The sequence below is a fragment of the Acinetobacter sp. WCHA39 genome (genome assembly GCF_002165385.1).
Lineage (GTDB): Bacteria > Pseudomonadota > Gammaproteobacteria > Pseudomonadales > Moraxellaceae > Acinetobacter.
The window spans coordinates 25,697-47,000 of the sequence record NZ_NHRP01000010.1; the positions used below are offsets into that span (position 1 = coordinate 25,697).

Consider the following 21,304-nt stretch of genomic DNA (forward strand, 5'->3'; position numbering starts at 1 on the left):
ATAAAAAAATGCGCCAAAGGCGCATTTTTTTGCTTTACAACAAAGTTAAAATTAACCTTGTTTACGAGCTGGTAACTTTTCACGAATACGTGCAGCTTTACCAGACAACTCGCGTAGGTAGTAAAGTTTAGCACGACGAACGTCACCACGACGTTTCACTTCGATTTTAGCAACGATTGGAGAGTGAGTTTGGAAAACACGCTCAACACCAACACCGCTAGAGATTTTACGAACTGTGAAAGCAGAGTTTAAACCACGGTTTTTCTTCGCGATTACAACACCTTCAAATGCTTGAAGACGCTCACGGTCACCCTCTTTTACTTTAACTTGAACGATAACAGTGTCACCAGGAGCAAAAGCAGGGATATCAGTTTTTAACTGTGCATTTTCAACAGCTTGAACTAAAGGATGTTTACCACTCATTGTGGAATCTCCAATATGTGCGGGAGAGAAGAGGTCTCTTACACCGCTGAGGATAGAGGCTAAAACGCATATCGCTCGTTTAACTTTCCCTTTAAAGCAAAATTACCCTAAAGAGCCTATTTTCAACTTAAACTCAGTTTAAGTAGTAACTCGAAGCAAAGCTTCTCGTCTGTTGCAAACACAAACTTCTAACAGTTTAGTCTTGCGAATTTTTAAGCCATTTTTTTTGCTGTTTAGTCAACTCAACTTTTTCCACCAACTCTGGTCGACGATCTAAAGTTCGTTGATAGCGCTGTAAAAAACGCCATTTCGCAATATTGGCATGATGTCCTGATTTCAGTACCTCAGGCACATCCAACCCTTCGAAATGGTCTGGCTTGGTATATTGTGGACAATCCAGTAAACCATCCACAAAAGAATCTTGGATCGCAGATTGCTCGTCAGACATGACATTCGGCAATCGACGAATAATACTATCAAGCAACACCATCGCTGGCAGTTCACCACCCGATAAAACGTAATCCCCAATTGACCACTCTTGATCAACATAATGCTGGATTAAACGCTCATCAACTCCTTCATAACGCCCACACAATACAATCAAACCATCATAATCAACGAATTGTTGTACTGCCTGTTCATTTAAAGTTTTCCCTTGCGGTGACATATACACCACTGGGGCATGAACACAGCCTGCTTGTGTTGCAAGTTGTTTGGCATGGTTAATTGCTTTTGCCAAAGGCTCAGCCATCATCACCATACCAGGACCACCACCGAAAGGACGTTCATCCACTCGTTTGTAGTTGCCCTCTGCAAAATCTCTTGGATTTATACAAGTGACTTGCACAATATCTTTTTTTGTTGCTCTTCCGCTAATGCCATATGCCGTAATCGCTTCAAACATTTCAGGAAACAATGTGATGACTGCAAAAAACACCGCAGACTCCTTTATTTTCCTGCTGCGCTACTATTCCAAAAAGGATTAGTAGTCTACGCCCCAATTGACGTAAATACGACCAGCTTCAAGATCAACGCGTTGTACCACATCTTTATGCCAAGGAATCATTCGCTCTTCAGCATCAATACTATCAGGTGTCGCTTTCACGACCATGACATCATTAGCACCAGTTTCAAACAGTTCGTAGATTTGACCGAGATTCACTTCTTGTTCTTCATCATCAAGACCTAACACTGTTAGACCTTTAAGATCAGACCAGTAGTACTCGTCTACATTTGCTTTAGGAAGCTGTGATTTGGCAATCCAGATATTTGCACCAACTAAGTTTTCTGCACCTGTGCGATCATTCACGCCTTTTAATGCAACAACCAAGCCTTTGCCATGTGGTTTCCAACGTTTTACATCTATGGTTTGCCAACCTGCCTTGGTCTCAATATACCAAGGAAGGTAGTCAAACATATTGCTCATAGGTTCAGTATTGGAGTAAACCCAGAGCCACCCATTCAATCCATAAGCTGAACGTAACTGTCCAATCTGAATACGATCTTCTGGCACATTCTGTGTCGATGTCATGGGCTACCTACTACGATTACGCAGCAGTTGCAGCTTTTTTAGCTTGAGCAGCTAAAGAAGCAACGCGTTCTGAAGGTTGAGCACCTTGAGAAATCCAGTGTGCAAAACGGTCAGCATCTAAACGAACTTTTTCAGCTTTACCTTGTGCAGTTGGGTTAAAGAAACCAATACGTTCGATGAAACGACCGTCACGTGCGTTACGGCTATCAGTCACAACGATTTGATAGAATGGACGTTTTTTTGCACCACCGCGCGCTAAACGAATAACAACCATGAGAACAACCTTATAATTTTTACGGATTATCCCTGCGCCGACCATCGGCAACACTTCAAACCCCTTTCATAGAGGGCGGTATTTTACGTTATATTTGCTCTGAAAGAAAGACTAAATTTAAAGTTATCCACAGTTTTGAATTTACCAAGAATAATTACCAATAACTAAGGTGATAGGCTACTTTAAGTAAATCATGAAAACTACTAAATAAAAAAGCAAGCTAGTTAAGCTTGCTTTTGGGACTGGAAAGGAATCAATTAACGTCCGTCCCAATTTGAAGTTGGCGAAAGAATACATGCAGATGCCCCTTTTGCCCAAAACCTCTGTCCTTGATCATTTAAACAGATAACGCCATTACCAAATTGATTTGTCCCACTTTTAGGTGTTGCAACTAATAACCAAGTTCTTACGTTTGCATTTGAGGCAGTTAATGGATTGCCATTTACATCTGTAAGTACAATATCATACAACGGCTTACCCAAAGGTATTGTTGATCTACCAAAGATATTAGAAACTGTACGCCCTGCATAATTATAGTTAGCTAACTTATAGTTAGATAAATTTCTTGCAATATCTAACATCTCAGTTTGGGCATTTACCCGCTGCGTGCGAATTTGATAAGCTGTATAAGATGGGTATGCGATAGCAAGTAAAATCGCAATAACAGTCACAACTATTATTAATTCAATTAAAGTAAAAGCGCGTTGGCTTATCATTACCAATCCTCTTTGCCAGTTACAGTAGTTCCACAATCAGCATAGCTAACATTCGCTTTTGTTTTGTTTTTACATTTCATACCACTACTAGTCATTAGAAAATTGTAATTTTTAACATCAGAAGTCTCTGCTTTCATCGCCCAGTTTCTACCACGAACAGTTGGTTTAGGCGGTGAACTCCCATCAACTGCAGTCAATAACTTAGTTGAATCATCTGCATCACGAATCGTAATTGTATATTTGATTGCCATTCCTGTTGCCCCCTGAGGCAATATAACTGATGTCATAGGACCTGTGGCACCATAGATATATGCAGGATCAAAACCACGATAAGTAAAATTTTTTGCTTTATGTCTAGCTAATTGTTCAGCAATTTTCTGCATTTCTTGCTGAACAGCAGATGCATCTGCTCGCCTTACATACTCTTGATAGCTAGGAATAGCAATAACCATAAAAATTGCAATCAAAACTAATACTAGCATCAGTTCGATTAGAGTGAATCCATTCACTCCTCGACTCTTGGAGGAGTCACGCTGAAAGAGCGCGACGTCTCCAATTGATTTCATGTGTTTAATTATTTCACCCATTTTTCATACCACCGAGTAGGGTTAATAATTGCACTGCATCCCCATTCACCAACACCTCTTATTGGTGCTGAAATCGTTTTACCCGCACAAGAAGATCCAGTATTAGTTTTTGGAACTAAGGCAACACCACGAATACCTGTACCAATTACATTAGAATTACACTCGGTGGCATTATCCGGACAATTTAGCGTTGTTGTTTGTAATCCAGAGTTATTCTCCATCCCCCCTGTACCAGTATCTGGAGTTCCATCTGCTTTTAAATATACGCCAAATGGTAAACCATATAGTTGACGATCAGTCTCACCAACTACCCTTGGTAAACAAGGATTCTGTGGAGCAATACCAGTTCCTTGAGGATCGTAAACAGGAATAATAAGATTTCCAGTAATTGCTATTGGCTCTTCAAAGGCTTTCATACCACCAGCAATCCGTCTAAACCCAGTAGTAGTAGTAGACACTTCTGTTCCATCACTTTTACTTGAAAGGGAACGATACCAACCGTCTTTTGTTGCTGTTGCACCAATAAAGACCGCTGGAATATTTCCTGTCAATGTTTGAGGATTCTTTTGTAAATTAGCAAGTGTCTTATTTTGTGTTAATAGTGTTGGCGATCCGCTGATTAAATTACTCTTGATGAAATCACGATCAATAAGACCGTATACATTATTTACCAATCGATCTGTCAATGCTGTTTTAGGCAACATCCCATCACGACCGATCAATGGATAAACATCTAGTGGAGTGCTTCGATTTCCTGAAGCGACACCAACCAAAATAAAGGTTGTAGCACCTTGGTCATGAATTGTTAAAGTTGGTGCTTCATAAAAACGAGGATTTGTGCCATTAGTTAAGGCAGTTCCAGTTGTTGTCGTTGCGAGATTTGCTAAACGAACAACTCGCTTACCTAAATTTGCACTTGACGTACCTGAAGCATTATTAAGATCTGCACGGAAAACTTGACCACCTAAATCACCAAAATATAAATGATCAGCTAAACCATCTGCATCCCGATCAATAACACTAATACGACTAACAATACTGTGTTTCATATCGGCATTTGTCACATCAGCACCAGATGAACTACTTGCCCACCACAAGCGAGCACCAGTTTTAGCATCAATAATGTAAATCGCATTCCCTTTTGCTTCAGTACGATTATCACAAGAAGCATCTGGGTAATCCGTCGGTACATTTACACCGTTTACGTTCGTATAAGATAATACTTTACCAAATTCAAATTTTGGGTTTTCGTAGCATTGATCATATCCACCGCCAACGATCATCACTCGTTTAATCTGATTGTTATATCGAATGTTTGCCAAAACAGGCTTAGACCAAGATTGCCCCATGCGTGAATAATTAGATTGGTCAGCACCAACGCGGAATAGAAATTTCGGTGCTTTAGGATCTAAAACATCTAAACCATAATAGCTACTCCCCCCCATTCGCAAGCCACCGTACACATTCATTTGACGGGCTTTAACTAGACTACTATCTGTAGCAGATGCTGCTTTCTGCGTTGTATAGGCAGCATCAGCAACCCATGCAGCATCTACACCATGTACAGGTGCATTCGTATCATCTTGTCCTTTCACCAAAGCTTTTGATGACAATGTACTTCTTAACAACTCAGCTGGAACAAAAACCATCTGTTCAACACCCGTTTCACCGTCAACAAGATGAAGACCACCATCCATCGTTCCATACAAAACAGATTGGCTTCGTGTACTTGTCAGTTTACCTGCTGAATCTAACGTACCTGAATAAGTTAATTGAATTGGATATGAGTGAATACTTCCACCCATCGCTAAATTCGGAGCATTTGGTGTAATTAATGACGTTGGTAAAGCTGTAGCAGTTTCATCTAAAGGAACACTATACCCAAGATAATTCAAAAGTTTTTGCTTGATAAAGAGTGGAAAATCTTTTAAACCAAGTTGAGTAGAAAATTTACCCAAAACATATGAATCAACATTTGTAGTAGGTACGATTCCTTCAGGAATTCGCAATAAACTTGCACCGTTACTTGCTCCTGTTAATGTACTACCACCAGTTACAGCAACATCTGTAAATAAAGTTCTTAAAGCATTTGGAGTCGCAGTTAATGCATATTCTTTTGGCTTTTTATTCAAATCCTGATTTTGACCTAGAATAGGCATAGGTACACGAGAGTATGCTCCACCTAAATTAACAATCCCGCCATCATCATAACTCGTATTCTGATAGACACTCGCATTGTTCCAATTATCTTTTGTATTTGTATTAAAACCGCCATCAGTTTTATAGACAAGTGTAGTTCCATTCACTGAAGTAAATGCGCCTGTATTTGTACCGGTTAAAGCAACTTTATACTTTTTAAGATTACCAGCCCAAATCACTTTATTACTTTGCGGGTTAGGTTCTAGCGCACGTAAATAACCATAAGGTTGTAAACCCGATGGATCCAAATCATCGATTGGAACTGAAATTGCGCCTGTCGTTAATGGCTCCAATGGTGCCGAACCTAAGTTATTAATAAACGCAATAACACTGTCTGTCACTCCGCTTGAACTTTGGGTTGGGAAAAAACCACCATTACCATAACCAGGACTAGAAACTGCATAAGTTCCTTGACCAGGTGAACAAGCATCATTACCAGTACGATCAGCTTGTGTCCGAGAACTGATTTTGCAGGCATTTCTAGCATCTGCTGCACCGCTAGTTGCTGTTAAGTTATTCATGACTGAACCAAAACCAACAAAAGCTGTCTGAATAGATACACCTGCTGGGTTTTTTGTACTGTCATATAACTTCTTAGCGAATTCCCCCATACAATCCCAAGCTGAGTCACTACCTGTATTGCTTAGTCCTCCACTACAACTAAAACCAGCCCCACTACTACCTAATGCTTTTGACATTACTTGCGTAGCTTCTGCTGTGCTAGAACTGTTCGCAGCACCATCTGACAAGAAGTAGACCCCTTGACCATCACAAGAAACTCGATCAGCGCTATCAGGCAATGGGGATTTATATGCCACATCAATATCAGCCGCCGTTCGATCCATTACAATATCTGGATTCGACGTTGTATCTCTACTTTTTGACTTCGGAACCCCACTATTCGCATCCGCATTGATTTGATAAAGTTGAGATTCATTCACCCTAAAAATAATCGTTTGATCGGTATCACGATTTGGATTTGAAATAGAACTTGGGCTTGTTGAATCATAATCCGCACTCCACGGTTGATTAACCCATTCAGGATTCGAACTACTTGTTGTTCGTGTCGTATTACTTGGATCTTGATATGAGGTATTGGTGGATGTTCCCCAATTTGCACAGCTTTGTGTATTTGTATTTCCAAATGTCGTTGCATTTAGGCTTTGGCATGTTGAAAATTGATACGTATATGTATAACGATAGTATGTTTTACCACTTACCGTTACAGCGACTCGGCTATAACGCCTAATTAATCTTTGCTTTTCTACAGCAATATCACGATAGACTCGGTTTTCAGTATATGTCGATGTCCCCATCAAATAAGCTGCGGCTTCTGCAAACGCATGGGCAGATGGCGTACCATTACTTGCAACAAGACCTGCAACCGCAGTTTTTAATGCCACACGTTGGGTAGAGCCAACAGCTCCAAGCGCCTTAGCAGGTACTAAAATTTCACCTGATGAACCATCTCCGGTTGTAGTCCCTGAGTTATAGGCTGAAAAATGTCCCAAACCTACGCGTACATTATTTAATGTTGGATTATTACTGTCTAAAAAAGCAAACATACCATCTTTGAGACGGCTCAAACGATCATAACAACGATAACCTGTAATTGATGCACCTGTCGCACCTAAAGGTTGTGCCTCACAGCCTGAAGCGGTATCTTTGACCTTTGCGTTGGTTGTACTTGCAGATATTGAACAATAATAACGCGTATAAGATGGTGTTGTTGAACTCGTAGACGAAGTTACACTACAACTACTACTTGTTAGACCATAATCGTCATACAAACTATACCCAGAACTAAGGGTATAACCCATCGAACCAGAAGTATCCAACATCATGACAATGGTTTTTTTACCTGCAGTGGGTACGGCATAAATTTGCATATCGGTAGCTTGCGCAACTGAAGAAGCAACCAACATCGTTCCAGTAAATGCCCAAGCAAATGACACACCATATTGAATATGATGAGTTTGATTTTGAGAATTCAACCTATTTTTTAATTTTTTCATCATCATTCTCCATTTTCATTATGGGGTTGGTACTGGAGCACTTATTTGCTGCTCACGTTCACGTAGAACTAATTCTTGTACTTGCGTATTTACAGGAATACCGTACCCAGATAAACACTCGGCCATCGTTTTTTTACCTGCAACTGCCTCATCAAGATTGTCATTGATATATCCTACGGATGTCGCTGATCCAATACAGTCTTCCTGCACTACAGACAAATCCTGTGTTGAGTAACTTGGAAGGATTGATGTAATTGTGATGCGTACACGTGAATCAGAAGCCTTACTATTTTTTACAAGTGAGTTTTCACTCAAATCAGAGTTACGATCTAAATAAGCTCCTATACCCGCATTTGCGGCATCTGTTGGTATACGAACAGCAACTTGTGTTACCACTGCTGACCGAGCACTTCCAAAATCCTTTTCTAAATCACAAAAACCACTACGATTAGACTGAGTAGAATCAATTGTTGCTTTGGTATTAGCAGGATCAGTCTGTGCTGGAGGAACCAATACGGTTGCATCTAAAGCAGCTCCCATTTGTTGCGCCGATGTAGGTCTGTAGCAAAAAATAAATTCTTTACCTGGCGCACTTTTATGTTCCAAAATTGCTGCTCCGATGACGACATCCGCTTTTTTTAATGCTTCATAAGTTGAAACATTTATAAATTGGTTTGTAGGTGCATCACCCGTTTGTACTAATAACTGACCAATTTGGCTATTAGTTGCGATATTTAGAGAAGTAATTGCCGTACGGATTGCCAGAATCCCTAGAATCGTAATCAGTAACAATAAAATTAAAACTACAATTAAAGTAGCTCCTCTTTGTCCTCGGCGATAAGCTATTTTCATATTCTTTCCCCTAAAGCATTTCGAAGCGCTACCGTTGTAGTGTATACACGACGGGCATATTTTGTATTTTTATCTTTCAATTCAACACTTTGATTCAAAATATCTATTTTTTTAGTGAGATCAATCGATGCATTTTTTGTATCATCCAAAGATCGAACTAACACAGCAAATTTAACTGAAACGATTCTTGGGGGAATCGTAGCAGGAGTTGCAGCTCTAGCATTTGCAGCAAGTTGACGATATTGATTAATTGTATAGTAAGCTAGATTTCCTGTTGGAGTGCGCGCACCTAACTGAACTGTAAAGTGATCAACACGAGGAATAATCATTTCACCTGCATCACCAAAGCCAGTTAGATTTGTTGGAGTAGAAACAGCCGCTGTGCCGACAGGTGTAGGGGTATTGGCATCGCAAGCTAAACCAAAATCAGTACCAGATGTTGCGGTTGCGGGATCTCGTCGGATAAAGTAACGTTGAATGACATAATCACGAGCTTGAACTACCCCCCCCTCACAGTTAACCATATCATTCGGAGCTACAAATTGAATCGTTAACTGATCACTTTGCACATCCACATTTGATAATCCTTGCCATTGGTTTTGGGTAGTGCTCACAGCTTCATTTAGACCCACACTATGACTCAACAGACCTTGAGCAATAAAAGGTGCTGCTGCAGGAATCGGAAGATTAGTGTTGGTTAAGACCCCATTATTAGCTGTTAGAACAATTCCCCCCCAAGGTGTTTGCTCATTCAATTCTGGGTTATTAATATTTTCATAATTTGCTAAACGAATATCACGGACAATATAATCTAAACCAAAAATACCACTATTCTGCAACTCATCATTCGCTTGTTGCATACGCGTTGATAAAATACTACCTGTAAACAATTGCACTGCGGCTGCAGAAACCAATAGGCCCAAAACTAATGCAACCATCAATTCTATTAAGGTAAAACCTTTTTGATATTGATTGGAGATTTTATACTTTTGACGAAGACTAGTCATTTAATATGCCTCCATCATTAAACATTTAGAATTACTTACATATACACCAGTTGCAGACATACATTGACTAATATCAGCAGTTGTACCACTTACACTCAACACCGTATCCCCCCAAGCAGCAAAAAGACATTGTCTCTGAACTGGTGCCCCAGCTGTACCTGGGCAAGCAGTCATTGTAATATTCATCCCTAATTCAAATGCAGTTTTTGCAGCAAAATAGGCATCATATGTCGCCACTTGCGCTGGCGTACAAACTGTCACAGGGTTAAAACATGTGGTTGTAGGAGCTGTAGGTAAAGCTGTTATATTCGTATAATTACGTACGGCCGCTGGGTAGTTCGCTTGTCCAGCAGAATTTACTCGAATACCCTCAGCAAGACTTCGTAAAACCAAAACCCCTTGGGAACGAGTTAAAGCTTCACTCGATGCATCTATGGCTCTAAATTGCAAGATACTGTATCCCAACACACCTACAGCAAGTAATAACAAAGCAACCAAAACCTCCACAAGACCAACACCCTGTTGATTTTTTATATTTATCATACACATACACCCGTATTTTTTGCCTGTGTCACGCTACCTAAACGAGTTATTGTTATCGTTCGCTTATTTGCAGAAGCGCAAAGCCTAAACGTTTTGACAGCAGCTACACTACCCGTAGCATTAAACAAAATAAAAGAATCACTCGTCGATTCAACAGCTACTTTTGAATCAATATCAACTGAAAAAACACGATTATTTAAAATATCCTGCTTTTGGGTTGTAGTTAAAGCTGGACTAGTAGCCGTATAAGCTGGTATTGCAGCTTGTGCACATTTATCTTTATTAAAATCTGGATCAGAAGCCAACTTATTTGGGCAAACTGCAACAGTTGATCTTAAGACTGTCGCCTGAGATCTAGCTTGACTCAATGTAGCCATAAAATCACGCGAAGATGCATCAAGTTTTTGTCGCGTCAACATATCTCCAAAAGAAGGCATAGCGATCGTAACAATAATAGATATTATTGACAGTGTTACAATCAACTCTATCAAAGTGAATCCTCGATTGTTCCCCATCGCTTTACACCTAGTTATCCAAATTCCCTTACTCTATATTAAATCTTATTTTTACAGAACCAATACAAAGCAGATAAACTCCATAAAAAAACGGATAGGCTGTACCCTATCCGTTTCTAGTTCACATTTTTGTATAGGAATTAGGCTTGTATCACCTGAATACGCAACTCTTTAGGTAAGCTAAACGTAATATTTTCTTCTCGTCCATCCAACTCTTTAGGAGGGGTTGCACCCCAATCTTGTAACCGTTGAATCACTTGTTTGATTAGTATCTCTGGTGCAGATGCACCTGCAGTCACACCGATTTTACTTTCGTGCTTAAACCATTCTTTTTCAAGCTGATCAGCATTATCCACGAGATAAGCAGATTTACCCATCCGCTCGGCTAGCTCACGTAAGCGATTTGAATTCGATGAATTCGGAGAACCTACTACCAACACTACATCACATTGTTCCGCCAAATCACGTACGGCATCTTGACGATTTTGAGTGGCATAACAAATGTCATCTTTCCTCGGACCTTGGATATTAGGAAATTTTGTTCTTAAGGCATCGATGACCTTAGCCGTATCATCAATCGAAAGCGTCGTTTGAGTGACAAATGCAACTTTATGAGGATGCTCAACCACCAAAGCTTCAACATCTTCTTCATCTTCAACCAAATAAATCTTTCCACCACCAGATTTATCATATTGCCCCATTGTGCCTTCAACTTCAGGATGCCCCTCATGCCCAATTAAGATTGCTTCCGTTCCTTCTCTGGCATATTTCGTGACCTCAATATGTACTTTAGTCACTAAAGGACAAGTTGCGTCAAATACTTTTAGACCTCGACGATCTGCTTCTTGTTGTACCGCTTTTGAAACACCATGAGCACTAAAGATCACAATAGAATCATCAGGAACCTGATCAAGCTCATCTACAAAAACAGCACCACGCTGACGTAGATCATCAACCACAAACTTGTTATGCACCACTTCATGACGGACATAAATTGGCGGATTAAAACATTCTAGTGCACGATTGACGATTGCTATCGCACGGTCAACACCAGCACAGAAACCTCGCGGATTGGCCAATACAATTTCCATAACATCCTCTCTTATCACCTGAATATTTATGCCAAACTATTTCGTTTAATGGCACGCTACACTACAATAGCCAAGATATTTTATCATATCAGGAAAAATATCATGTCGGGTCTATTGTTTGTCGTTTCTGCGGCATCAGGAACAGGCAAAACATCTCTCGTTAAAGCCCTACTCGATCGAGTCAGCAATTTACACGTTTCTGTCTCTCATACTACACGTGGTCAACGCCCTGGTGAACTTGATGGTGTTCACTATCATTTTACTGATACTGAAACTTTTTTAGCTCAAGTAGAACAAGGTGGTTTTATTGAGTATGCAGAAGTATTTGGTAATTACTACGGTACATCTCAAGCCAAAGTCAAAGAACAATTACAACAAGGTCATGATGTGTTACTCGAAATTGACTGGCAGGGTGCCGATCAAGTTCGTCGACTTTTTCCTGAATCAAAACAGATTTTTATCTTACCGCCAACTCAATATGATTTAAGACAACGATTATCTAATCGCGGAACAGATTCAGTTGAAGTAATTGAACATCGTTTAAGTTGTGCTGTAGAAGATATGCGTCATTTCGCAAATTTCGATTACATCATCATCAATGATGATTTCAATAAAGCTGTTCATGATTTAGAAGCAATTATTACAGCAAATCGTTTAGTCACCTTACAGCAAAGTGCTCGTCACCAGCAATTAATTGAAAAGTTAATCACCCTTAATCGCGAATAACTTGAGTCTTATTTAAAAGCCTTTTATACTATTTAGTCTTTTCAAATGTAATGTTCAAACGAGACAACTTATGGCACGTGTAACCGTTGAAGATTGTTTAGACCACGTAGATAACCGTTTTGAGTTAGTACTGGTAGCGAGTAAACGTGCACGCCAATTAGCACGTCAAGGTATGGAACCAACTGTAGAATGGGATAATGATAAACCAACAGTCGTTTCATTACGCGAAATTGCGGCAGGTCATGTCACTAAAGAAATTTTAAAACAACGCGATCAAGATTATCAGACTTCAAATCTTGATATGGTGTTGTCTACAAACTCATTAAATTTAGAAGGCTTCTCTTTCTAAATTTGATTTGCTTTGTCTAAAAGCCCATTGTGAATACACTGGGCTTTTTTGTTTGTTGAAAATTTCAGTGCTATATTGGTAAAAACAATATATTTCATTGAAAAAATTTACGAGTTTTTCTAATGAACAAATTGACAAGTTTCACAATATGCTTTTCATTAGAAGCTAGTCTTATTTATTCCTGAATTCATGTTATAAAAGGTGTTTTATGCCAGGCGAAGAGGTCAGCCAAGCCAAGCAACAACTCAAGGTCATTATTGAAGCCTATCTCAAAGATAGTGATATTCAGAGTGTACTTGCTGCCTGCGATTTTGCTGATTTAGCACATAGTGGTATTACGCGAAAAAGCGGTGAACCCTATGTTCTTCATCCTATTGCTGTGAGTTGCATTCTGGCGCATATGCGTTTAGATGCAGAGACGCTTATGGCAGCTTTATTACACGATGTCATTGAAGATACCGAATTTAGCAAAGATGAGATTGGTGAAAAATTTGGATCTGTCGTTGCCGAACTTGTTGATGGTGTGACCAAACTCAGCCACTCTAGTGATAAGGAATATAATAAGGCGGCATCATTCCGCAAAATTCTACAAGCCACCTTACAAGATCCACGTGTCATTATTATTAAACTCGCAGATCGCTATCATAATATGACAACTTTAGGCGCATTACGTCCAGATAAACGAGCACGTATCGCGCAAGAAACCTTTGATATTTTCGTACCTATGGCACGTTTAGTCGGTATGAATGAAATGGCCGATAACCTAGAACACTTATGTTATCAAAATCTTGATTTGGACATGTTTAATGATGTGCAAGCCGCATTATTAGAAACCAAACCCAAACGTTGTGAATACCAAGCAGTATGGGAGCAAAAATTATCAGATTTGCTTAAAAAATATAATCTACAAGGTCGTATTAAAAAGAAAAATAATAATATTGAATTACTACGTCATTTCGTAAAAAGTGAAATTGATTTAAATGAGCTCAGTCATAGCCATGCCTTTGAAATTATTTTAAATAGCATTGCAGACTGTGATCGTCTCGTTGAAGCATTAAAAGATAATTTCCAAGTTTTACAATATAACGATTATATTCGCCGCCCATTACCGGGTGGTAATCAATCATTAATGATTAAGCTAAAAGGTGAAAAAACAACATTATCTTTGACGATCCAAACCGAATTAATGCGTAAAGCTGCTCGTTTTGGTGTAGTACTCGGGGAGAATGCACCTCAAGCATGCCGTTCGGCAATTCAAGCTTCGATGCAGAACCTAAATACGCTCATAGACAGTGATTGTGCAAAAACCACTTTTAGTGACTTACTTGATTATTTACATCAGGAAAAAATTTGGGTCTATACGCCACACGGCCAATTACATGAACTTCCTCAAGGCGCGACTGTCGTCGACTTCGCCTACTCAGCCAGCCTGTTTTTAGGCAATCATGCCGTTGGCTCAAAAGTGGATGGTGAAATTCGTCCTCTTTCAACCCCATTGCATAGCGGACAAGTAGTTGAAATTATCACAGACGTATTAGCAACACCGAATCCAGATTGGCTCAGTTTTATTAATACTCAAAAAGCACGCCGTGCATTACAGAATTTGTTAAGAGAACAAGACATTGATGAGCAACGTCTTGTCGGTCAACAAGCACTTAATCGCGCTTTAAAACTATTTCATCGCTCTATAGATGACCTTTCAGCAGAAGACTGGATTAGTGTACTTGAGTGGCGACATTTAGCTAATAAAGATACGCTATTTGAACAAATCGCAGTTGGGGATTTATTACCTCAATTGGTTGCAAATCATTTATTTGCTCAAGATTACCATTCTCAGCATCATGAAACTTCTGATCGCTTGATTTTAGGAACTGAGGGTGTTGATGTAAAATATGCACACTGTTGCAATCCTGTGCTTGGCGATCCAATTCAGGGACATTTATCTCGACGTGGTTTAATCGTACACCGTTCACGCTGCCGTAATTTACTGCATGAACAGCACCTCCATCCTGAAAACATTATGCCCTTACACTGGCAATCAGAAGAAATTGATGATGTTCGCTTTAGTGCTTTCTTATGTATTCATATGACGATGAGTGACGAACAAATTTCTGACCTGATTTATCAATGCCGAAAGGCCAAAACAGGCGTAGAAATGGTCTATTCACAAGACCAGAAAACCTATGTGAATATAGTCGTGAGCAATCGAAATCAAATTGCCCAAATTATTCGTGATTTACGCATGCATTTTGGCTTCCCACGGATTGAACGATTAAATATGCCAATCGCCCAACCAGAGGTTGCCAAAGTCAGTTAATCGTTTAATAGACGATGTTCACCCAGACCTAAAATTAAAAGATTCCTTATTCTTAAAGCGAATGAATCATTTGCAAACAATTGCGACTAAGCAGTATTCGACCGTTTCGGAGCCAAACTTTTGTGTTAAAGTCACATTGTTTAAGATAGAAACAATGACATAGGAGAGCTTAATGTCACGTCAAGTTATTCATACTGAACACGCCCCTGCTGCTATCGGAACATATTCTCAAGCAATTCTTGTTGGCAATACGCTCTATCTTTCAGGTCAAATTGGCTTAGACCCATACAGTATGGAACTTGTAGAAGGTATTGAGGCTCAGATTCGTCGTGTATTCGACAATCTAAAAGCAGTATGTGCAGCCGCAGGTGGCAGCTTAGCAGATATCGCTAAATTGAATATCTTCCTTACAGATCTTTCTCACTTCCAATTGGTGAATCAAATTATGGGCGAATATTTTGCCCAGCCCTATCCAGCTCGTGCAGCTTTGGGTGTCGCAAGCCTACCTAAAGGTGCATTAGTCGAAATGGATGGTATTGTTATTATTCCAATACAGAATTAAATGCGATATTTATCAAATAGATAAAATAAAGAAAGAATACTACCGATCAGGTGGTATTTTTTTATTCAAATTCTCAATAAGAATATATTCACTCTAAGAATGAAATTCATTGACAAACGATAACAATTATCAATAATATCAATTATCGCATTAATATTTGTGGATCACTCCCATGTATGTCTGTTTATGCCGTGGAATCACAGATCAAGATATCAAAGACGCTGTTGCAAACGGCGCTGAAAGTTATCGTGAAATTCGTGATTTACTCGACTTGGGCACTTGCTGTGGTCGTTGTGCACCCGAAGCCCGTTCTATTATTAGTGATGAGCTCGCAGAAATAGCTGCTCGCATTTCAGTTGCCGCATAATCTAAATTAATCCAATATCTCAACAATCTCATTTAACGATTTGTTTACGACTACACTGCTTCTTGTCGAACTTTAACCATTCCTCAGATAAGCGGTTTTTTTATTTCAGTTATTCACTCTAGTACGAATCCAAAATGCTTTTCGTATTTTGATTGTGATTTTCATTTGCCGTTCTATAAACCACTCGTCAGATTATTATTTGTTGATTAAAATCATATAAATTGCCTTAAAAACTAGGGCATCATGGTGTTATGGAGTAAGTGCAATGAAAGGCAATCGAGACGTGATTAATCAACTGAATCAGGTGCTTTATCACCATTTAACTGCAATTAACCAATATTTTTTACACTCTCGTATGTTTAATGACTGGGGAATTGAAAAACTTGGCTCCGCTGAATATAAAGAATCAATTCGTCAAATGAAGCATGCGGATAAAGTCATTGAACGGATCTTATTCTTAGAAGGCCTACCTAATTTACAGCATCTAGGTAAATTGTATATTGGGCAACATACCATCGAAGTCCTCAATTGTGACATTCGTAAAGTAAAAGAAAACATTGAAGCGATTAAACAAGCTGTTGAACTTGCTGAAGCACAACAAGACTACGTTACACGTGATTTAGTTCAGGAAATTTTAGAGAAAGAAGAAGAGTATTGGGATTGGCTCGATACACAACTTGATTTAGTTGAAAATGTTGGCATCGAAAACTATATCCAAAGCCAAATTTAAAGCATGTCATCTACTTTATCCCTTAAAAGATAAAGTAGATGAATTTTACAACTTTATTTATTATTTAATTCCATAATTTCTGCCAAACTTATTTTTTGCTTATACAATTGTTGTAAAACAAATAATTGTTGCTCCGCTTCATCAAGCTTATGATTATAAACAAGTAATTGTGCATATTTTTTTAAATTATAAGGTGTGGCCTTATTTTCAACCATTTCGCCAATTACGCTTAGATCTGAATCAGACATCAATGTCTGAGGCTTTAAAGCAATCCAATCTAATCTTTGCTGAAATTGAGTAAGTATCAATATTTTAGAACTACCGAATATCTCTTCTGAAACTGTTTTTTGCTTAAAAACCAATTTACTATTCTCTTGGAACAGTTTGTAATCTCGCCAAATCAAAAGTAAGACAATCAGAGAAACGAGCCATACACAACGAATAATATTTCGATGTAAGCTAACACCGTTTAAATTTGGCGTTTGAGCTTGAATTAACCCCAACAAAAAACCCATTGGCAATAAAAAGTAAGCATAGCGCTGCGGAAACTCCAACATCGCATGCATCAAAATTGCACTCACCATCAATATTGCCACAATCGAAATTGTATCTTTTGCATTTTTACTTAACCAAAATAACCAAATCGCAAAGTACGCAATAATTAAAAAGCCTAATGGCAAACCATTCCAAACCAAAAGATCTAACACGATATTATGCGCGCTATTAAACCAAACTTGTACGGTATTAAAATGAATACTTTCCACAACCGCGACACTTGTTTGATTCCAGCCATAACCAAACCACGGACGCTCACCTATGGCATGTATAATTTGCATCCACATCCCAAGACGCTCATGCCCTGAACCTGCACGTTGTGCTAGTGATGCTGTATGGGTTACCGCCTCTCCAACACTTGTCGTCATGACTTGTGCGATAATAGGCAATAAATAGCCCGCAATTAAAAAATAAGTAGCAGCCCAACCAAATAACTTAATAAAATTAAGCCTTGGTTTATTCTTATATTGCTTAATCACCCAATAGATACAAATAAAAATACAGACTAGCAAGGAAGTCCGTGATTGTGTTAAGCAAATCGCAAATAAGATAGATAAGCTTGATGGAATAAGCAGCCATAAAGATGCTTTATGCTTTTCATATAAGAACAATGCACCCATTAAACCTATAATCAAAAATGTAGCTAAATTATTGGGTTGACCAAAATTGGCATATGGGCGGTTGCCTTTGAGCTGAATAACCCAATTAAAGTTTGACTCTAGATTCAACCATTGAACAATCGCAATCAAGCTACTTATAAAAGCAACACTTAACACCACATAACTCAACCCTTGCATGGAGCGTTCACGATTTTGAGATGTAGAGGACAGGTTATACCCACCTATCATCATCAACCAAAACATAAAAACATATGAAAAACTTAGCAATGCCACACTAAAATCTGGAACGACTCCAAATAGCCATTGAAATACAGGAATCAAAAGCAAAGGCAACATCATAAGTTGTGGTTTAGGAATTTTAATATTTTGTTTGAGCAGAACACCCAGTAACGCCAAAGCAGCTCCGAAGCTTGCTAGCTCACTGGAAAATGTCACCCAGGGATAGGTATGAAATGGTGACAGCCAAGCAAAACTAATCAGCAAAGCTGCAACTACACTACAAAGAATTTGCATATCGACATAAAAAAATGAGCTTCGATAGATTATACATCGAAGCTCATTTAAACAAATTTTCAAAATCGAATAAATTTAATTTAATTTCCAAGGTCGTAAATCTACAATTTCAATTACCTCGGCAGTTTCTTTATGAATTAACACAGTCATATCTACTGCATTTGCTTTTAATGGAACAAAAGCATTTGCTTTTGGATATTTATTTAATATCTTTTTTACAGAATCAGGATCATTATATTTCGATAATAATACCAAATCTTGCGCTCGTTTCTGAATTTGTACTTTAGCTTTATCAATCGCTACATAACGTTCTGGTCGTTGGGAAATATCAACCCCACCCAATACCTCATCAAACATATCTGCATTACGTTGTTTTTGATCTTTCGAAAACTCAATTGCTGCAAACTGTGGTGTTAACCAAGATGTTTGTTGATATTTTTTTTGAGCATGGTCAATATTTTTTGTATAAAGCTCATTATTCCTAACAAGATCAAATCGATCAACACTATACACAATCCATACTGGACGCCCTTGTGCAATATTATAAATTCCATAACCCAGTGCAGCGATTTGGATCAAAATAATAACTACTAAATCAAATACTAAAGTCTTTTTTCCTTCTTTATAAACCAACCAAGTAAAAAAGGGACCTAAAACAATATCTATTGCGAGCATCATTAAAAAAATATGCGTGACTCCAGTCGCTTTATTCAAAGGCAACGGGTACCAAAAAACAAAAATAAGTACGACGACGCACAATGCAACACACAATGAAAAAAATAAGTGCGTTATAACAAATTTTGTCTTTGCTGATTGCATTTTTTAATTAAATTCCTTCTAAAATCACCTACATGCTGCTGGAACATATTTTGGCTGAATTGTACCTAACGTTGCTCCTGGCATGCCTTGCATTATAGCAGATTGTTGTGTTTGCGATGAACAAGCCCAGTCAACTGATCCGCTGCGACCTGCAGTCAAAGCAGCCAATAAAGTTAGTGCATTACCATTGGTTGCCCGAATATAAGGGCTCAGCATCAACGTATTTTCTGTTGCAGCAATACCAACTTGAGTCGGGTTAAATGTTATTTCAATTTCACCTGTCACTTCATCAACTTGTATGCTATTCACATATTTACTATTTGCCCCAGTACCTACAGCTTGTGCATTCCAAGCTTGCGCTACACGCTGTAAATCTGCTGCCGAAATAATCGCTTCAATCGATATTGCCTGTTTTGCTTGATCAGCCAAACCAATCCCCTCAACGACACGAGTACGAACCGTATAATCCTGATACGCAGGCATTGCTATTGCAGCCAAAATACCCACAATTGCAACAACGATCATCAACTCAATCAGTGTGAATCCCTTTTGCATACTCCACCCCATAATCCCATTTATTATTATTTTACAATCAAAAAGCGTACCATAAATTAAAATTTTATTTTACAGCAACTTATATTTATCAAAAAAAAAGAAGGTAACCTAAAACGTCACTTTATTCGTATTTTTATTACATCTAATCATTTATTTTGAATAAAAAAAAGCAGCCCTAAGGCTGCATTTTTTAGGAATGTATTAACGGCAAGCTGCTGGAGCGTATTTAGCACGTACACCTGCTCCAGCTAAAGCAACTACAGTGATACCACTTGCTGTAGCTGTTGCATTTGTTTCAGAAGCACAACCCCAGTCAATTGTACCGGTACGACCAGCAGCAATTGCAGCAGCTAATGATTCACCAGCACCTGCAGCACCACTACGTACCCATGGCGTTAAAGTAATCGTTCTTTCTGCGGCAGCCAAACCAACTTGTTGATCGTTATATACGATAGTAATCAAACCAGTACCACCGTCCATAAGAACAGAGTTTACATATTTAGAGTTCGCACCAGTACCAGCAGCTTGGGCATTCCAAGTATTTGCAGTACGAGTAAGATCCGCCGCAGATGCAGAACCGTCAGTTTGAATCGCTGATTTTGCAGATTCAGCAAGACCCAAACCTTCAGTGATACGTGTACGCACTGTATAGTCTTGGTAAGCAGGAAGTGCAATTGCAGCCAAAATACCAATGATCGCTACAACGATCATCAATTCGATAAGAGTAAAACCCTTTTGCATTACTTTCATAACATTTCTCCAATGTATAAATTTTTACAAGCTTTGTTCAGCTAGTTTATGTTTAACATGTTATATGCCGATCCTTGGCTTATACGATTCTAACTTAAAACATATATCTTTAAAAGAATACAATTAATACAACTTTATTGTATTAATTAACGGCAAGCTGCTGGAGCGTATTTAGCACGTACACCTGCTCCAGCTAAAGCAACTACAGTGATACCACTTGCTGTAGCTGTTGCATTTGTTTCAGAAGCACAACCCCAGTCAATTGTACCGGTACGACCAGCAGCAATTGCAGCAGCTAATGATTCACCAGCACCTGCAGCACCACTACGTACCCATGGCGTTAAAGTAATCGTTCTTTCTCCGGCAGCCAAACCAACTTGTTGATCGTTATATACGATAGTAATTAAACCAGTACCAGCATTCATTTGAACAGAGTTCACATATTTAGAGTTAGCACCTGTACCTGCTGCCTGAGCATTCCATGTATTTGCAGTACGAGTAAGATCCGCCGCAGATGCAGAACCGTCAGTTTGAATCGCTGATTTTGCAGATTCAGCAAGACCCAAACCTTCAGTGATACGTGTACGCACTGTATAGTCTTGGTAAGCAGGAAGTGCAATTGCAGCCAAAATACCAATGATCGCTACAACGATCATCAATTCGATAAGAGTAAAACCCTTTTGCATTG

Annotated in this window: 23 protein-coding genes; 6 read left to right on the plus strand and 17 right to left on the minus strand. The window is 38.9% G+C overall.

What is annotated here, in order from left to right:
• Positions 1-51: 51 nt before the first annotated feature.
• From rplS to ispH, 12 genes are all read right to left on the minus strand, one after another.
• The gene (rplS, locus tag CDG56_RS06800; RefSeq protein WP_004660214.1) at positions 52-423 is read right to left on the minus strand and encodes a 50S ribosomal protein L19; all 372 of its coding nucleotides are present in this window, start codon (positions 421-423) and stop codon (positions 52-54) included.
• Between the two features lie 196 nt (positions 424-619).
• Entirely contained in the window at positions 620-1,360 is a 741-nt protein-coding gene (trmD, locus tag CDG56_RS06805; protein ID WP_087547358.1) for a tRNA (guanosine(37)-N1)-methyltransferase TrmD, read from the minus strand.
• A gap of 45 nt (positions 1,361-1,405) precedes the next feature.
• Positions 1,406-1,954, minus strand: a complete 549-nt coding sequence (gene rimM / locus CDG56_RS06810; protein ID WP_087547359.1) for a ribosome maturation factor RimM — start codon at positions 1,952-1,954, stop codon at positions 1,406-1,408.
• Positions 1,955-1,970: 16 nt separating this feature from the next.
• Entirely contained in the window at positions 1,971-2,228 is a 258-nt protein-coding gene (gene rpsP, locus CDG56_RS06815; protein ID WP_087547406.1) for a 30S ribosomal protein S16, read from the minus strand.
• Between the two features lie 257 nt (positions 2,229-2,485).
• Entirely contained in the window at positions 2,486-2,944 is a 459-nt protein-coding gene (locus CDG56_RS06820; protein ID WP_087547360.1) for a type IV pilin protein, read from the minus strand.
• Complete coding sequence (locus tag CDG56_RS06825) at positions 2,944-3,531, minus strand: type IV pilin protein (RefSeq protein ID WP_171295116.1); 588 nt, start codon at positions 3,529-3,531, stop codon at positions 2,944-2,946. Before CDG56_RS06825 ends, CDG56_RS06820 begins: the two co-directional genes overlap by 1 nt.
• Positions 3,519-7,745: a PilC/PilY family type IV pilus protein gene (locus tag CDG56_RS06830; RefSeq protein WP_087547361.1), complete on the minus strand. Its 4,227-nt coding sequence runs from the start codon at positions 7,743-7,745 to the stop codon at positions 3,519-3,521. The genes CDG56_RS06825 and CDG56_RS06830 overlap by 13 nt, the downstream gene beginning before the upstream one ends.
• An 18-nt stretch (positions 7,746-7,763) precedes the next feature.
• The gene (locus tag CDG56_RS06835) at positions 7,764-8,597 is read right to left on the minus strand and encodes a PilX N-terminal domain-containing pilus assembly protein (protein WP_004660197.1); all 834 of its coding nucleotides are present in this window, start codon (positions 8,595-8,597) and stop codon (positions 7,764-7,766) included.
• The gene (locus CDG56_RS06840) at positions 8,594-9,604 is read right to left on the minus strand and encodes a PilW family protein (protein ID WP_087547362.1); all 1,011 of its coding nucleotides are present in this window, start codon (positions 9,602-9,604) and stop codon (positions 8,594-8,596) included. Before CDG56_RS06840 ends, CDG56_RS06835 begins: the two co-directional genes overlap by 4 nt.
• Positions 9,605-10,147: a type IV pilus modification protein PilV gene (gene pilV / locus CDG56_RS06845; protein ID WP_087547363.1), complete on the minus strand. Its 543-nt coding sequence runs from the start codon at positions 10,145-10,147 to the stop codon at positions 9,605-9,607.
• On the minus strand, positions 10,144-10,662 hold the full coding sequence (locus CDG56_RS06850; RefSeq protein ID WP_087547364.1) for a GspH/FimT family pseudopilin: 519 nt from the start codon (positions 10,660-10,662) through the stop codon (positions 10,144-10,146). Before CDG56_RS06850 ends, pilV begins: the two co-directional genes overlap by 4 nt.
• 140 nt (positions 10,663-10,802) lie before the next feature.
• Positions 10,803-11,753: a 4-hydroxy-3-methylbut-2-enyl diphosphate reductase gene (ispH, locus tag CDG56_RS06855; RefSeq protein ID WP_087547365.1), complete on the minus strand. Its 951-nt coding sequence runs from the start codon at positions 11,751-11,753 to the stop codon at positions 10,803-10,805.
• Positions 11,754-11,855: 102 nt separating this feature from the next.
• On the opposite strand from ispH, the gene gmk reads away from it, so the two are divergent.
• From gmk to bfr, 6 genes are all read left to right on the plus strand, one after another.
• Positions 11,856-12,479: a guanylate kinase gene (gene gmk, locus CDG56_RS06860; RefSeq protein WP_004660188.1), complete on the plus strand. Its 624-nt coding sequence runs from the start codon at positions 11,856-11,858 to the stop codon at positions 12,477-12,479.
• Between the two features lie 70 nt (positions 12,480-12,549).
• Positions 12,550-12,828, plus strand: a complete 279-nt coding sequence (gene rpoZ, locus CDG56_RS06865) for a DNA-directed RNA polymerase subunit omega (RefSeq protein WP_004660187.1) — start codon at positions 12,550-12,552, stop codon at positions 12,826-12,828.
• A 208-nt stretch (positions 12,829-13,036) separates the two neighbouring features.
• A complete protein-coding gene (locus tag CDG56_RS06870) occupies positions 13,037-15,145 on the plus strand; it encodes a RelA/SpoT family protein (protein ID WP_087544211.1) in 2,109 nt (702 codons plus the stop codon).
• Between the two features lie 172 nt (positions 15,146-15,317).
• Positions 15,318-15,707, plus strand: a complete 390-nt coding sequence (locus CDG56_RS06875; RefSeq protein WP_087547366.1) for a RidA family protein — start codon at positions 15,318-15,320, stop codon at positions 15,705-15,707.
• Between the two features lie 172 nt (positions 15,708-15,879).
• Complete coding sequence (locus tag CDG56_RS06880) at positions 15,880-16,074, plus strand: bacterioferritin-associated ferredoxin (RefSeq protein WP_004660183.1); 195 nt, start codon at positions 15,880-15,882, stop codon at positions 16,072-16,074.
• Positions 16,075-16,339: 265 nt separating this feature from the next.
• Positions 16,340-16,804 (plus strand): heteropolymeric bacterioferritin subunit Bfr, encoded by a 465-nt coding sequence (gene bfr / locus CDG56_RS06885; RefSeq protein WP_005156520.1) that lies wholly within the window; start codon positions 16,340-16,342, stop codon positions 16,802-16,804.
• A gap of 53 nt (positions 16,805-16,857) precedes the next feature.
• On the opposite strand, the gene CDG56_RS06890 is transcribed toward bfr, so the two are convergent.
• From CDG56_RS06890 to CDG56_RS06910, 5 genes are all read right to left on the minus strand, one after another.
• A complete protein-coding gene (locus tag CDG56_RS06890; RefSeq protein WP_087547367.1) occupies positions 16,858-18,492 on the minus strand; it encodes a PglL family O-oligosaccharyltransferase in 1,635 nt (544 codons plus the stop codon).
• 75 nt (positions 18,493-18,567) lie between these two features.
• The gene (tfpZ, locus tag CDG56_RS06895; RefSeq protein WP_087547368.1) at positions 18,568-19,311 is read right to left on the minus strand and encodes a TfpX/TfpZ family type IV pilin accessory protein; all 744 of its coding nucleotides are present in this window, start codon (positions 19,309-19,311) and stop codon (positions 18,568-18,570) included.
• Between the two features lie 24 nt (positions 19,312-19,335).
• Positions 19,336-19,866 carry a pilin gene (locus CDG56_RS06900; RefSeq protein ID WP_087547369.1) on the minus strand — a complete coding sequence of 177 codons (531 nt, stop codon included), beginning with the start codon at positions 19,864-19,866 and terminating at the stop codon, positions 19,336-19,338.
• A gap of 201 nt (positions 19,867-20,067) precedes the next feature.
• On the minus strand, positions 20,068-20,607 hold the full coding sequence (locus CDG56_RS06905; RefSeq protein ID WP_413772782.1) for a pilin: 540 nt from the start codon (positions 20,605-20,607) through the stop codon (positions 20,068-20,070).
• Between the two features lie 155 nt (positions 20,608-20,762).
• A complete protein-coding gene (locus CDG56_RS06910; protein WP_087547371.1) occupies positions 20,763-21,302 on the minus strand; it encodes a pilin in 540 nt (179 codons plus the stop codon).
• Positions 21,303-21,304: the final 2 nt, after the last annotated feature.

Coding starts and splice junctions, on each gene's coding strand:
- rplS (WP_004660214.1), bottom strand. CDS start 423: ATGAGTGGTAAACATCCTTTAGTTCAAGCTGTTGAAAATGCACAGTTA.
- rimM (WP_087547359.1), bottom strand. CDS start 1,954: ATGACATCGACACAGAATGTGCCAGAAGATCGTATTCAGATTGGACAG.
- rpsP (WP_087547406.1), bottom strand. CDS start 2,228: ATGGTTGTTATTCGTTTAGCGCGCGGTGGTGCAAAAAAACGTCCATTC.
- CDG56_RS06820 (WP_087547360.1), bottom strand. CDS start 2,944: ATGATAAGCCAACGCGCTTTTACTTTAATTGAATTAATAATAGTTGTG.
- CDG56_RS06825 (WP_171295116.1), bottom strand. CDS start 3,531: ATGGGTGAAATAATTAAACACATGAAATCAATTGGAGACGTCGCGCTC.
- CDG56_RS06830 (WP_087547361.1), bottom strand. CDS start 7,745: ATGAAAAAATTAAAAAATAGGTTGAATTCTCAAAATCAAACTCATCAT.
- CDG56_RS06835 (WP_004660197.1), bottom strand. CDS start 8,597: ATGAAAATAGCTTATCGCCGAGGACAAAGAGGAGCTACTTTAATTGTA.
- CDG56_RS06840 (WP_087547362.1), bottom strand. CDS start 9,604: ATGACTAGTCTTCGTCAAAAGTATAAAATCTCCAATCAATATCAAAAA.
- pilV (WP_087547363.1), bottom strand. CDS start 10,147: ATGATAAATATAAAAAATCAACAGGGTGTTGGTCTTGTGGAGGTTTTG.
- CDG56_RS06850 (WP_087547364.1), bottom strand. CDS start 10,662: ATGGGGAACAATCGAGGATTCACTTTGATAGAGTTGATTGTAACACTG.
- ispH (WP_087547365.1), bottom strand. CDS start 11,753: ATGGAAATTGTATTGGCCAATCCGCGAGGTTTCTGTGCTGGTGTTGAC.
- gmk (WP_004660188.1), top strand. CDS start 11,856: ATGTCGGGTCTATTGTTTGTCGTTTCTGCGGCATCAGGAACAGGCAAA.
- rpoZ (WP_004660187.1), top strand. CDS start 12,550: ATGGCACGTGTAACCGTTGAAGATTGTTTAGACCACGTAGATAACCGT.
- CDG56_RS06870 (WP_087544211.1), top strand. CDS start 13,037: ATGCCAGGCGAAGAGGTCAGCCAAGCCAAGCAACAACTCAAGGTCATT.
- CDG56_RS06875 (WP_087547366.1), top strand. CDS start 15,318: ATGTCACGTCAAGTTATTCATACTGAACACGCCCCTGCTGCTATCGGA.
- CDG56_RS06880 (WP_004660183.1), top strand. CDS start 15,880: ATGTATGTCTGTTTATGCCGTGGAATCACAGATCAAGATATCAAAGAC.
- bfr (WP_005156520.1), top strand. CDS start 16,340: ATGAAAGGCAATCGAGACGTGATTAATCAACTGAATCAGGTGCTTTAT.
- CDG56_RS06890 (WP_087547367.1), bottom strand. CDS start 18,492: ATGCAAATTCTTTGTAGTGTAGTTGCAGCTTTGCTGATTAGTTTTGCT.
- tfpZ (WP_087547368.1), bottom strand. CDS start 19,311: ATGCAATCAGCAAAGACAAAATTTGTTATAACGCACTTATTTTTTTCA.
- CDG56_RS06900 (WP_087547369.1), bottom strand. CDS start 19,866: ATGCAAAAGGGATTCACACTGATTGAGTTGATGATCGTTGTTGCAATT.
- CDG56_RS06905 (WP_413772782.1), bottom strand. CDS start 20,607: ATGCAAAAGGGTTTTACTCTTATCGAATTGATGATCGTTGTAGCGATC.
- CDG56_RS06910 (WP_087547371.1), bottom strand. CDS start 21,302: ATGCAAAAGGGTTTTACTCTTATCGAATTGATGATCGTTGTAGCGATC.